The 12,606-nt window shown below is 72.3% G+C and carries 13 protein-coding genes; 7 read left to right on the top strand and 6 right to left on the bottom strand.

Annotation, left to right across the window (positions count from 1 at the left end; genetic code table 11):
* Positions 1–32: 32 nt before the first annotated feature.
* Both ACZ5DS_RS18505 and ACZ5DS_RS18500 read left to right on the top strand, forming a co-directional pair.
* Complete coding sequence (locus ACZ5DS_RS18505; RefSeq protein ID WP_468239485.1) at positions 33–1,520, top strand: long-chain-fatty-acid--CoA ligase; 1,488 nt, start codon at positions 33–35, stop codon at positions 1,518–1,520.
* Between the two features lie 86 nt (positions 1,521–1,606).
* Positions 1,607–2,716 carry a LacI family DNA-binding transcriptional regulator gene (locus tag ACZ5DS_RS18500; protein WP_468239481.1) on the top strand — a complete coding sequence of 370 codons (1,110 nt, stop codon included), beginning with the start codon at positions 1,607–1,609 and terminating at the stop codon, positions 2,714–2,716.
* Positions 2,717–2,743: 27 nt separating this feature from the next.
* Here ACZ5DS_RS18500 and ACZ5DS_RS18495 read toward each other — a convergent pair whose 3' ends face one another.
* From ACZ5DS_RS18495 to ACZ5DS_RS18480, 4 genes are all read right to left on the bottom strand, one after another.
* Entirely contained in the window at positions 2,744–3,454 is a 711-nt protein-coding gene (locus ACZ5DS_RS18495; protein WP_468239479.1) for a sulfite exporter TauE/SafE family protein, read from the bottom strand.
* Complete coding sequence (locus ACZ5DS_RS18490) at positions 3,451–4,896, bottom strand: amidohydrolase family protein (RefSeq protein ID WP_468239476.1); 1,446 nt, start codon at positions 4,894–4,896, stop codon at positions 3,451–3,453. Before ACZ5DS_RS18490 ends, ACZ5DS_RS18495 begins: the two co-directional genes overlap by 4 nt.
* Positions 4,897–4,943: 47 nt before the next feature.
* A complete protein-coding gene (locus ACZ5DS_RS18485; RefSeq protein WP_468239473.1) occupies positions 4,944–6,296 on the bottom strand; it encodes a uracil-xanthine permease family protein in 1,353 nt (450 codons plus the stop codon).
* A 118-nt stretch (positions 6,297–6,414) separates the two neighbouring features.
* The gene (locus ACZ5DS_RS18480) at positions 6,415–7,167 is read right to left on the bottom strand and encodes an aquaporin (protein ID WP_468239471.1); all 753 of its coding nucleotides are present in this window, start codon (positions 7,165–7,167) and stop codon (positions 6,415–6,417) included.
* 78 nt (positions 7,168–7,245) lie between these two features.
* Here ACZ5DS_RS18480 and ACZ5DS_RS18475 point away from each other — a divergent pair, with 78 nt between their 5' ends.
* On the top strand, positions 7,246–7,416 hold the full coding sequence (locus tag ACZ5DS_RS18475; RefSeq protein WP_468239469.1) for a hypothetical protein: 171 nt from the start codon (positions 7,246–7,248) through the stop codon (positions 7,414–7,416).
* Between the two features lie 19 nt (positions 7,417–7,435).
* Here ACZ5DS_RS18475 and ACZ5DS_RS18470 read toward each other — a convergent pair whose 3' ends face one another.
* Positions 7,436–7,990 carry a TetR/AcrR family transcriptional regulator gene (locus tag ACZ5DS_RS18470; protein WP_468239466.1) on the bottom strand — a complete coding sequence of 185 codons (555 nt, stop codon included), beginning with the start codon at positions 7,988–7,990 and terminating at the stop codon, positions 7,436–7,438.
* 292 nt (positions 7,991–8,282) lie between these two features.
* On the opposite strand from ACZ5DS_RS18470, the gene ACZ5DS_RS18465 reads away from it, so the two are divergent.
* The gene (locus tag ACZ5DS_RS18465) at positions 8,283–9,155 is read left to right on the top strand and encodes an SGNH/GDSL hydrolase family protein (RefSeq protein WP_468239462.1); all 873 of its coding nucleotides are present in this window, start codon (positions 8,283–8,285) and stop codon (positions 9,153–9,155) included.
* Between the two features lie 88 nt (positions 9,156–9,243).
* Here the strand turns inward: ACZ5DS_RS18465 and ACZ5DS_RS18460 are convergent, their stop codons facing one another.
* Positions 9,244–10,035: an SDR family NAD(P)-dependent oxidoreductase gene (locus tag ACZ5DS_RS18460; protein ID WP_468240328.1), complete on the bottom strand. Its 792-nt coding sequence runs from the start codon at positions 10,033–10,035 to the stop codon at positions 9,244–9,246.
* A 121-nt stretch (positions 10,036–10,156) separates the two neighbouring features.
* On the opposite strand from ACZ5DS_RS18460, the gene ACZ5DS_RS18455 reads away from it, so the two are divergent.
* The 3 genes from ACZ5DS_RS18455 (at position 10,157) to ACZ5DS_RS18445 (ending at position 12,370) form a co-directional block, all read left to right on the top strand.
* Positions 10,157–10,750, top strand: coding sequence for a TetR/AcrR family transcriptional regulator (locus ACZ5DS_RS18455; protein WP_468239460.1), 594 nt, complete (start codon positions 10,157–10,159; stop codon positions 10,748–10,750).
* A 424-nt stretch (positions 10,751–11,174) separates the two neighbouring features.
* Positions 11,175–11,669: a DUF3566 domain-containing protein gene (locus ACZ5DS_RS18450; protein ID WP_468240325.1), complete on the top strand. Its 495-nt coding sequence runs from the start codon at positions 11,175–11,177 to the stop codon at positions 11,667–11,669.
* A gap of 281 nt (positions 11,670–11,950) precedes the next feature.
* On the top strand, positions 11,951–12,370 hold the full coding sequence (locus ACZ5DS_RS18445) for a hypothetical protein (protein WP_468240323.1): 420 nt from the start codon (positions 11,951–11,953) through the stop codon (positions 12,368–12,370).
* The last annotated feature ends 236 nt before the right edge of the window (positions 12,371–12,606 follow it).

Here is a 12,606-nt window from a genome sequence, read left to right as displayed (position 1 = left end):
GGGCGCAGTGAGCATGCATGCGAGGAGGCATCATGGCCAATCTGGCGGAATTCCTGGCGGAGACGGCGGCCCGACATCCCGAGAACACCGCGTTGCGGCTGGGGACGGTGACCCTCACCTACGCCGAGCTGGACCGGCTGAGCGCCCAGGCCGCCGCCCTGCTGCGCACCGAGGGCCTGCGGGCCGGCGACAGGGTCGCGCTGATGCTCCCGAACGTGCCCGAGTTCGTCGTCCTCTACTACGGCATCCTGCGCGCCGGCGGGATCGTGGTGCCCGTGAACCCGCTGCTCAAGGAGCGGGAGACCGAGTACCACCTGCGGGACTCCGGCGCCGTGCTGCTCTTCGAGTGGCACCAGGCGCCCGGGCAGGGCGCCCGGGGCGCGGCCGCGGCCGGGGTACGGCACATCGCCGTGGACCCTGCCGCCTTCGCCGCCGAACTGGCCCGGCTGGAGCCGCAGGACGGCATCGCCACCGTCGCCGGTGACGACGTGGCCGTTCTGCTCTACACCTCCGGCACCACCGGCCGCCCCAAGGGAGCCGCGCTGACCCACGCGGGACTGCGCCACAACACCGAGGTCAACGTCGTCCATGTGCAGCGGATGACACCCGAGGACGTCATCGTGGGCTGCCTGCCGCTGTTCCACATCTTCGGACAGACCTGCACGATGAACGTGGCCGTGCGCAGCGGCGCCGCGCTCACCCTCGTACCCCGGTTCGACCCGCAGACCGTGCTCGACGCCATCGCCCGCGACCGCGCGACCGTCTTCGAGGGCGTCCCCACCATGTACGCGGCCCTGCTCCAGCACCCCGCCGAGGCCGACGTGTCCACGCTGCGCATGTGCGTCTCGGGCGGCGCGTCCCTGCCGGTGGAGATCCTGCACGGGTTCGAGCGCCGCTTCGGCTGCATGGTGCTGGAAGGCTTCGGTATGTCCGAGACCAGCCCGGTCGTCTCCTTCAACCACCCCGACCGCCCGCGCAAGGCCGGATCCATCGGCACCCCCATCCGGGACGTCGAGGTACGGCTGGTCGACGACGACGGCCGGGACGTGGTCCCGGGCGAGGTCGGCGAACTCGCGGTGCGCGGACCGAATGTGATGAAGGGCTACTGGAACCGCCCGGAGGAGACAGCGGCCACCATCCCCGACGGCTGGCTGCGCACCGGCGACTTGGCCCGCCAGGACGAGGACGGCTACCTGTACATCGTCGACCGCAAGAAGGACCTCATCATCCGCGGCGGCTACAACGTCTACCCGCGCGAGATCGAGGAGGTCCTGCACGAGCACCCGGCCGTCGCCCTCGCCGCGGTCCTCGGCGTGCCCGACGAACGGCTCGGCGAGGAGGTCGCGGCGGCCGTCGTCCTGCGCCCGGGCACCGAGACGAGCCCCGAGGAACTCCAGGAGTACGTGCGCGAGCGGGTGGCGGCCTACAAGTACCCGCGCCGGGTGTGGCTGGTGGACGCCCTGCCCATGGGCCCCAGCGGGAAGATCCTCAAGCGGGAGATCTCGGCTCCCGCCCACTGACCGTGGGCCACGCGGCGGCTCGCGAGTCGACCGCATGACGGGGGAGGGGGCTGGTTCCCGGGCGCGCCGGTTGCCAAGATGTGCGCATGACCACGTCCCATGGCCCCCGCCGGCCCACCATCGCCGATGTGGCCCAGGCGGCGGGGGTCTCGCGGACAACGGTCTCCCACGCCCTCAACGGCATCGGCAAGGTCGATCCGCGGACCCGCGAGCGCATCAAGGGGGTCGCCGCCGAACTGGGTTACCGGCCCAACCTGCGCGCCCAGCGGCTGCGCCGGGGCCAGGCCAGGGCGATCGCGCTGGCCTCCTCGATGCCCTTCGCGGTGGCCGGCGGCCCCTCGCGGCTCGGCTTCTACATGGAGGTGGCCGCCGCCGCGGCCGAGCGGGCCCTCGTCCACGAGTACGCCCTGGTGCTGATCCCGCCCGTGCAGTCCGGATCCCCGCTGTACTCCGTCGACATCGACGGCGCGATCGTCGTGGAACCCGAGGCGGACGACCCGGCCGTGGCCCAGCTGCGGGAGCGCGGGCTGCCCTATGTCGCACTGGGCCGGCCCACCGCACCCGATGACGACGCCCCGTACGTCGACCTGCACGGGGGCCGTGTCGCCGAACTGCTCCTGGAGCACCTGCGCGCCCAGGGGGCCCGGCGCCCGGCGCTGATCGTCGGCGAAGGCGCCCGCCACTCCTCGCTCGACGCCCGCGCGGCCTACGAACGGACGGCGATCGCACACGGCTGGACGCCGCTCGTCGCCACCGCGCCGGAGGCCGGCGGTGAGCAGGCGGGGTACGACCGGTGCGCCACGCTGCTCGCGGAGCACCCGGGCATCGACGCGCTCTGCGTGCTCGTCGACGCCTTCGCCGTCGGCGCGGTACGGGCGCTGCGGGAGGCGGGCCGACGCATCCCCGACGACGTCATGGTCGTCACCCGCTACGACGGACTGCGCGCCCGGACCTGCGAACCACCCCTCACCGCGGTCGATCTGCGCCTGGACCGGGCCGCCGCGGACGCGGTGGAGCTGCTGCTCGCACGGCTCGGAGGCCGGCCGGCGCCGGTGGACACGGGAGCGACCGCGCCGGCCGAGCCCGGGCGCGGGGCGCCCGCCCCCGAGCCCCGACTCGTCCTGCGCGCCTCGTCCCTGCGGCGTCCGCCGACGACAACGGAGACCGTCGACGGGCAGCGGACCACCGCCCGCTGAGGCGGCCAAGCCCTCCCCGACACCGCGTCAGGCACCCGCCATCAGCACCACCCCCGACACCAGCGCGAAGACCAGCACGAAAGCGCGCATCTTCCGCGCGTCGACCCGCCGGTGCACCAGGCGGCTCAGCCACGCCCCCGCCGCCAGAGCAGGCAGCAGCAGCACCGCCCGGCCCGCCTGCGCAGCCTCTGCGCGCCCGGCGGCGAACAGCAGGGCGAGCGAGGCGATTTCGCCGACGAGGAAGCAGGCGGCGACCGTTGCGCGCAGCTCGCCCGGCGGCCGGTGCTGGTAGACGAGGGCGAGCGGCGGGCCGCCCACGCCTGTCGCCGTCTCCGTCAGCCCCGTGAGGACTCCCGCACCCAGATAGGCACCGCGGCCCGGCGTGAAGGAGGGCACGACGAGACTCACCAGCGCCGCCAGCACCGTCGACGCACCGACGACGACCCCGAGGTCCCCGCTCGGGATCACCCAGAGCAGGGCCAGCCCCGCCGGTGTCGCCGCCAGCCGTGCCGCAGTGATCCACCCGGCCCCGCGCACATCGAGGCTGTGCCGCTCCCGCCAGGCGACGTACACATTGAGCGGGACCATCGCGGTCAGGACGAACACGGGCAGCAGCCCCGGGTCGAGCAGCCCGGCGACAGGCGCGACGATCAGTGCGAACCCGAGGCCGCTGGTGCCCTGCACGAACGCGGCCGCGGCCACGGTCAGCGCCAGCACCGTCAGCGCAGCACCGCTCATCGCCCACCGCCCCCGGCCGGCGCCGTGCCCGGCTCGCCAAGCTGCCCCGCCGCCCGGCTCCGCGCCACGACCGAGGTCGGATGGGTGCGGGTCACCTGGGCACGCCGGACCACATGCGAGGCCAGATCCGCGGCCTGCCGGACCAGTCCCGGCCCGTCCCAGTCCAGCGGCCGGCCCCGCCACAACCGCAGCCGCCCGGCGACGAACACGGCGGTGATCTGGTCCCGGTTGCCCCGCCTGACCAGCTCCCAGGGCCGGTCCCAGGACGGCTGCATCTCCGGCCCGGTGATGTCCACCAGCAGGAAGTCGGCCGCGGCACCGGCCGCCACCCGTCCGGTGAGCCGCCCCAGACCGGCCGCGTCCGCGCCGCCCGCGGTGGCCCGGTCCAGCCAGGTCCAGCCGGCGCCGCACGAGGAGTCGCCGCTGGCCAGGCCGTAGCCGAGCCGCTGCGCGAACTCCGCGGCGTCCGCGAGCCGGAAGCCGTCGCCCCGGGTCCCGTCGGTACCCAGCCCGAACGGGATGCCGCGCTCGGCGAAGGTCGTCGCCGGGGCCACCGCGTTGCCCTTCCAGGCACTGGCGACCGGGTTGTAGCTGACCGCCGCACCGCTGTCGGCGAGCAGCGTGACCTCGGACGGGGTGAGCAGCGTGGCGTGCGCGGCGAGCAACTGCGGGCCCAGCGCGCCTGCTTGGTGCAGATACTCCAGGGGCCGTAGCCCATGGCGCACCAGGGAGCGTTCGACGGCGACGAGGTGTTCGTTCACATGGATCTGTACGACCGTGCCCGCCTCGGCGGCGAGGCGCGCGGTGGCCGCCAGAGTGCGTGCGGTCGCGGCCTCCGGCACGGAGACGGCGAGCGACGGGTGGACGAGGTCGCCGCCGCCGTAGCGCGCCAGGTGTTTCTCGGCGGCGGTGAGCACGGCCTGCGGGTCGGCCTCTTCGCAGGTGCCGTCGGAGGTGTCGTTGCAGACGAGCCCCAGCACGCAGCGGATCCCGGCATCACGCGCCGCCGAGGCCACCACGTCCACGTCGACCGCGGCCCGGGTACCCGCCTCGGCGACCGTCGTGAACCCGCCCCGCAGCGACTCCAGCGCGGCCAGTTTCGCGGCCACGTAGGCCGATTCCTCGTCGAGCGCCCCTTCCAGCGGCACCCACACCCGGCGGAAGATCTCCGAGGGCTCCCCGAAGGCGAGGGCGCAGCCGAAACTCTGCGTCAGATGGTGGTGGGTGTCGACGAATCCGGGCATCAGCACGTGACCGGGCAGCCGGACGGGCGTCAGCGACGGGTGCGTACGGGCCATCCGCCCGGCGGGGCCGACATCGAGGAACGCACCGTCCCGCACCACCACCGCGTGCTGGTCCATGAGCCCGTCGGGCGTCAGTGTCTCGTCGGGGACCAGCAGCAGCGCCTCGTCGCGAAGTTGGTCGGGGGACAGGTCGGTCATGGTGTTCCATGCTTCGGCCGGGTGAACGGGGCGGCGGGGGAGGCGGGTCATGTGTGGGCCGCCGAAGAGGGCTCGTCGGCCGGCAGCGCCCCGACGCCCGGGGTGTGGCGCCCCACGTGGTGGAACAGGACGTTGAGGACGGCCGCGACCAGGGCGCCCACGGCCACCCCGCTCTCCAGCAGTATCCGCACGCCGGACGGGAACCCGGCGTACACGCCGGGAGCGAGGATCGGCAGCAGACCCAGCGCGAGCGCGACCGCGCAGGTCACCATGGCCGTGTGATCCTGAAGCCGGGCCCGGCCCAGCATCTGCACGCCCAGTACCGTGATCACCGCGAAGACGACCATCGCGGCGCCCCCGACCACGGCCGACGGCATCACACTGATCGCCCGCGCGACGGGGGTGAGGAAGCCGAGCACGACGAGTACGACACTGGCGGCTGCGGTGACGTACCGGCTGCGCACTCCGGTGACCCGCACGATGCCGATGTTCTCGCCGCTCGTGACCATCAGCGGCAGCCCGAGGAAGCCGCCGAGCAGCGATGTCAGGGCGTCCCCGCGGACCGTGCGCGGCACGTCCGAGCGGATGTCGATGTCCTTGCCCACCGCCTCGGCGTTGATGACGGTCTGCCCCGTCGCCTCCGCCATGGACGCCAGGCTGTACACCATCAGCGGCAGCGCGGCGAGGACGTCGAAGACCGGCGCCCCGAAGGGCAACGGCCTTGGCACGCCCACCAGTTGGCCCGACATGAGCCCGCCCGGGTGGACCTGGCCGAAGGCGAAGGCCAGGGCCGTGCCCGCGACCAGGCCCAGCAGGACGGCGAGTTGCCGCAGGACTCCGCGCAGCAGCCGGGTGAAGACCACGATCAGCCCGATCGTCGCGAACGCCAGCCCGAGCCGGGCCGGATCGCCGAACCCCGGCGTGCCGGGCCGACCGGTGACCAGCAGCGCTCCGACCCGCACCAGATTCACCCCGACGATCACGATCATCGTGCCGATGACCAGCGGCGGGAAGAACCTCAGCAGCCGTGCGAACAGCGGCAGCACCAGGAAGGTGAAGGCGGCGGTGAGGATCACCGCGCCGGTGGCCGTGCGCAGTCCGTGCTGCTGCGCGATGGCCATGAACAGGATCAGCGGCGCACCGCCGGGCAGCATCACGAACGGCAGCCGCGGCCCGAACTTCCAGGGGCCGAGGGACTGCACCAGCGAACCGATCCCCGACAGCAGCAGCGCCGCCGAGAGCAGGTCGACGGTGAGCCGTGGGCTCAGCCGGAGGGTGGCACTCATCAGGAAGATCGCGGAGATCGGCGTCGCCGCCATGACGAGGACGTGCTGGACGCCGAAGAGGAGGATCCGTCCGAGGGGGCGGGACTCGTCGACGGGATGTACGGGACTGGACACGCGCGGGCTCCGTTCGGCTCGCTCGGCTCAGGCCTCGACGATCCGGCCGGGACGGCGGCCAAATCGATTTGGCCACATCGATTCGGCCGTCAGTATGGCGGTGCGGAACGAGGGTTGGTCAAGAGTCCGGACGGAGTCGGCCGGACACCGCTTCGGTGCGACCGGCCGGGACGGCGACGTCAGCTCGCCTCGGAGCAGGGCGCCCGAACAGCACCGCCGCGGCACCCAGCCCGATTCCGGCACCGAGCAACTGGGCCGCGACGAACGGGGCGAGGGAGGCGGGGGCGATCCCGGCGGCGGTGTCGGTGACGGCGCGGCCGATGGTCATCGCCGGGTTGGCGAAGGAGGTGGAGGAGGTGAACCAGTAGGCCGATCCGATGTACGCGGCCACGGCGACCGGTGTCAGACGGGCCCGGCCGGTGCGCTCCAGACCGAGGACGAGGAGGATCAGCCCTGCCGTGGCGACGACCTCGCCCAGCCACAGGTGTCCGGCGGACCGCTCCTGGACGGACAGCCTCACGAGCGGCCTCGCGAACATGGCGTCGGCCAGAACGGCACCGCCGAGCGCACCGGCCACCTGCGCCGGTACGTATGCGGCGACCTCCCGCAGGGCCGGTCCGGTGCCGTGCCGGCGGCCGACGAACCAGGCGGACAGTGTGACCGCGGGGTTGAGGTGCCCGCCGGACACCGGTCCCAGCAGCGTGATCAGCACGCCGAGGCCGAAGACCGCGGCGAGTGAGCAGGCCAGCAGCTGCACACCCGCGTCGTGCGACAGCTGGGCGGCCTGGGCCGCGGAGCCGACGGCCACGGCCACGAGCAGCCCGGTGCCGACCGCCTCGGCGGCGACACGGCGGGCGAGGGTGGCGGTCATGCGGCAGGCGCCTGGTTCGTCATGGGAGGCAGTCTCGGTCCCTCCCAAGGCCGGAGGACACTGGAGGAACACCCCATCTTGTCCGGGATTTCTCGTCGGTTGAACGGTTCGGCGGACGGGAGCAGGACGCTGGGACCACCCCTCCGCATCGCCCTCGTCCTGTTCGCGTTGACGCTCACCGCCGGCGCCGTCTCCCTGGCTCCCCGCCTGCGGCGGCCACCCGCAGAGGAGGCCGAGAAGGACGGGTGAGCCGGAGGCGCGGCCGCGGTCACGGACGGGGGGTCAGGACTTCCTGGAGGAGGGCGCCGTAGCGTGTGATGAGTTCCTTGCGGTCGGTGCGGAGCAGGACGTCGTCCCTCGCCACCCACAGGGCGTAGAGCAGTCCGCCGGCCATCGATGCCGCCAGCCGTGCCCGCAGATCGGCGTCGGGGCCGGACAGACGGCCGCGCAGGGGCTCGATGAACAGGTGCTCGTGGGTCTCGCGCAGGCGGTCGAGGATCTGCGGTTCGTTGCTGCCGTGCACCAGCGCCAGGAAGATGCCCCGGGCGGCTCCGTCGAGGTCGAGGAGGAGTTCGGCGAGCCGTTCGCCCAGCTGGTCCAGCGGGACGTCGAGCAGCGGTGCGTCATCGATGGTCAGGTGCATCGTCTCCAGGAACAGCAGCTCTTTGCTCTTGAAGTGACGGATCACCAGCGCCGGGTCGGTCCCGGCGTCGCTTGCGATCCGGCGGACGGTGGTGCGGGCGAACCCCTGGTCCCGGAACAGCCGGGCCGCGGCGGTGTGGATGGCATCGCGGGTGGTGGAACCGGATCCGGTCTGCAGCATGCGGCACAGCTTAGGTGGCGCTCCGCCCGCCTCCGGCGACAGTCAGCGATTCAAGAAGTTGGGTCAACAATGTTGACTCGATGGTCCGGCGCCCGCACATTACCTAGCAGTAGAACCGAGCGGTAATCCCGCGACCGGTCCTTCACGGCCGTCGACGTGCGCCTTCGCGCCCACGCCCCGCCGGCCGGCACTTCCCCTTGCTCGAGCCGCCGCATTCTCGCGCACCAGCATGCCCGCGGGCATCGCCCTGCCCGCCTGCTCCGTGTACCCCACCCCGAGAAGAGAGAACACCATGCCTCCGCATGCCCTGAGCCGTGTCATGACCGCGACAGCCGCCGCTGTCGGTACCCTGGCCCTCAGCGTCACCGGTTCCACCGCCCACGCCGCCGAATCCCTCAACTACGCCGCTCTCGGCGACAGTTACAGCGCCGCCTCGGGCGTTCTCCCCGTCGACCCCGGCAACCTGCTCTGCCTGCGCTCCACCGCCAACTACCCCCACGTGATCGCCTCCCGCACGCAGGCCCGCCTGACGGACGTCACCTGCGGAGCCGCCCGGACGAAGGACTTCACCTCGGCCCAGTACCCCGGCGTCGCGCCTCAGGTGGACGCGGTCACCGAGGACACCGACCTGGTGACACTGACGATCGGCGGCAACGACAACGGCACCTTCATCAACGCCATCCTCGCCTGCGGCACCGCGGGCGTCTTGAGCGGCGGAAGGGGCAGCCCCTGCAAGGACATGTACGGCACCTCGTTCGACGAGGCGATCGACGCGAAGACGTACCCCGCGCTCAAGGCCGCTCTGCGCAGCGTGCGCGCCAAGGCGCCGGACGCCCGCGTGGCGGTTCTCGGCTATCCGTGGATCACGCCTGCCGAGGCGGACCCGTCGTGCTTCGTCAGACTGCCGATCGCGTCGGGCGACGTGCCGTACCTGCGCGCCCTGCAGGCGCACCTCAACGCCGTCGTCGAGCGCGCCGCCGACGAGACCGGGGCCACCTACGTGGACTTCGCCGAGGCATCCGAGGGCCACGACGCCTGTCAGGCCGCCGGCACCCGCTGGATCGAGCCGCTCCTCTTCGGGCAGAACATCGTCCCGGTCCACCCCAACGCCCTCGGCGAACGACGCATGGCCGAGCGCACGATGACGGAACTCGGCCTCGACTGACCACACACCCCTGTGAGGGGGTCCGGGGAGGCCGGTCACCTCGGCCAGGCCATCACGGCACGCGCGTGATGGCCTGCTGCCGTACGGCTCACCGGCTCGACTGCTGCGCCGTCACGATCGAGTTCACGGTCTCCTCGGCTCCCGCCAGCCGTTGCACCCGCTCGGCGAAGCCGGGGAACTGCGAAGCGATCTTGGTGAGGAACTTCAGCTCCACAGGCGCCACATTGACCTCGGCGACGTCGCGCTCGATCGCCCGGGTCACGCCCTTGACGACCCGCTCCGGCGCAACGGTGCGCACGCCGCCGGGCGTTGGTGAACCGGTCTTCGCGAACATGCCCAGGTCGCGTACGAAGCCCGGCTGGACGATCGACACGCCGACGCCCGTGCCGTGCAGATCCTGACGGAAGGCCAGCGAGAAGCCGCGCAGCCCGAACTTCGTCGCCGTGTACAGGGACGACGACTTGGTGGCCGCCATCCCCGACAGCGATCCGACGAAGCAGATGTGCCCGCGTCCGGCAGCCACCATGTCGGGAGCGAGCAGCCGCGCGAGCATCGCGGGCGCGCGCAGGTTCACCGCGAGCGCGTGATCGATCTGGTCCGGGCTGTAGTCGAGCACCTCGCCGCTGGAGGGCAGGGCGGCATTCGCGATGAGGATGTCGGTACCGGCAGCCTCCTGGGCGAGGCGCTGCACGTCGTCGGCGTCGCCGAGATCGGCCAGGATCGTCCGCGCGCCGTAGCGCTCGGCGAGGGGTTCCAGCGCCTCGCGCCGACGGCCCGTGAGCACGAGCTTCGCACCGCGCGCGGACATCTCGGCAGCGAGCGCGCCGCCGATCCCGCCCGTGACTCCGGTCAGCAGAACAGTTGCCCCAGCAATGTGCACGGCCATCCTCCAGTCTGTTCGTTCGAACGAACAATAGGGAGGGTGAGGGGTCCTGTCCACCTGGGGGGCGCACACCGCACTGCGTCCGATGTGGTCAAGCCCTGATGGAAGAATGGACGGCATGCCGAACGCCGCCCTCCCCGCCTCCACCTCGACACGCCAGCGCATCATCACGGCCGTCCTCCAGATCATCGGCGAGGACGGGGTCGCGGCGGTCACCAACCGGCGGATCGCCAGGGAAGCCGGAGTGTCGCTCGGCTCGGTCACGTACCACTTCGAGACCCAGCACGACCTGTTGCGCGAAAGCCTGCTGTACTTCGTGCGCGAGGAGGCGCGGTACTTCACCGAGCTGGCCGACCAGTGCCAGACCGAGGACATCGACATCGAGGACGCGGCGTCCCTGGCCGGCCAGGTCGCGTGCGGCACGGCCCTCGACAGCGCCCATCTCGCCCCCTTCGAGCTGTACCTGCACGCCGGGCGGGACGAGCGGCTGCGCGAGGCGGCGGCGGAGGCGTTCAGGGCCTACGACCGGCTCGCCGCCCAGATCCTCACGGCCCTCGGCGTGCCGGACGCCGAACGCCTGGCGGCCACCACGGTCGCCCTGGTGATGGGTCTTCAACTGCGCCGCCTGGCCACCGGCAGCCCCGCGGAGGACCTGGTCGACGCCCTCCTGCTGCTCGCGCGAGGGACGGACGGCGAGCGGGGATCGCGCTGAGGGCGCCGAGAGGCTTGCACGGACATGGAGTGCCCGCGCAAGGCGGGCACCCGGACCGTCTCAGCTGTCAGCCGTCGACAACCGCAGGCCCGATGGCTGCGCTCCGCCGAACGCCCACCTGTATGCCCTGCGCGGCGATGTTCGCCACGTAGCAGTCGGCCGTCTCTGTGCCCGCTCCCACGAGGTCATGGCCTGCGGCCGACAGTACGCCCATTCGGCGCCGACACCCCGGATCGGCCCGCGCCTCTCCGCGGGCCGGTACGGCCTGGGGGAAGGCGGCCCCCTGACGCCGCCGTGGGCACCCAGCGCACGGAGTCGCTCGGCACCAGGTGCCCGGCGTCGACTGATATCGCCCGGTGAGCCTCCCGCCGCCGGCCCGCGCACGATACGGCTGCGCATCTGCGAGGGAGATCCCTGGTCGGTGATGGTGACGAGCTTCCTGCTCCTGGCCGGGCTCGGCGTGGTCGCGGTCGTCACCACGATCGTCGTCTGCATGTTGCTGGAAGCCATGGCCCCGGACGCCTTGCCGTCGCTGTCCACCGTCCTGGCCATCGCGATCGGCGTCGTCACTCTGGAAGTCGTCCTGGGCACGGGCCTGGCGACGCTGGGCACCTTCCTCTACAACCTGTCGGCGCAGTACAACGGCGGTGTCGAAGTGGCCGTGACCGACGACCTCACCGATCCGACCCCGGCCGCCGCCCAGGCCCTGCTGCAGCTGGCGCGGGCCCGTGTCCGCGCCCGGCGCTACCTACGCGCGCACACCCCGTCCTGGGTCTCCAAAGTCGTACGACGCCTTCCCGCGGACCGCGGTCCTTCGAGCGGCGGCACCCGGTCGGCGCGGGTTCAGCCCGCCACCGACGCGCCGGGGCGGACAGCCGACGGCCTCGACACGCCGCAGGAAGTCTCCGACACGGCCTGATCGCCGTTCGTCCGCTCCCCCCGTCCGCGCCCGGGGAGGGGGCGTGTTCAGCATGACCGATGGCGATTCCTGGATCGGCCAGGTCTGCTCCTCACCTCGCTTGACCGGCCATTCCATGGGCAGTCGTAACCCCAAGCCGCTCCGCTGTTACAAGACAGCGACAAAGAGGCGATGAACGCCTGCCTCCGCTGTGTCGTCGTTTCTAGTGACTACGCCAATCGACACGTACATCTCCTTTGGCGCGAAAAGCTGTTCTCACCCCAGAAAGGGACAGATCTGTGATGGTCTCGAAGCGGCGCTCCCTGCGCATAGCCGTCGTTGGTGCCCTCGGCATGGCCTCCCTCGCCATCGCGGGCACCGCGATGGCGGCCACCCCGGCCGCGCACACCGCCTCTCCGGTCGTCGTCGCACACAAGGCCCCGGCCGCCAAGGCCGGCATCACTGCCACGCCGTCGGCGTCCTCGGTCCGCGCCTGGCAGTCGTTCCGGGTCACGGGCAAGACCACCGGTCTCAAGGCGGGCAGCAAAGTGACTTTGCAGCAGAAGCAGCGCGGCAAATGGGTCGCCCTGCCCGCGTCCGCCCCCGTCTCGCGGAACGGCTCCTACTCGCTGGGCGTCAAGCTCGGCCTGAAGGGCAAGAACGACCTGCGTGTCGTCAGCGGCAACACAGCCTCACCGGTCTTCAACGTGACGGTCCGCTGAGCCGCTCCTCCACGGTGCTCCGACAACCGCTGCCGCCGCCGGGTCGGTCTCGCCCGCCCCGGCGCCGGCAGCGGAGCGGCCCACGCCATCGGCATCGCACGACGCCTCGCGCAGGTCGTCGACGGCAACGGCGGCCCGGACACGCTCCGCTCCTCGCAGCCGGCGCTGCGCCGCCACGGCGCGAACGCCTTCCGCGGCAGCCTGATGGGTGCGCCCTCGCTCCAGCCCACAGACCT

It is taken from the genome of Streptomyces sp. NPDC031100, from assembly GCF_055570785.1.
This window is presented reverse-complemented; position numbering and strand designations above follow the sequence as displayed.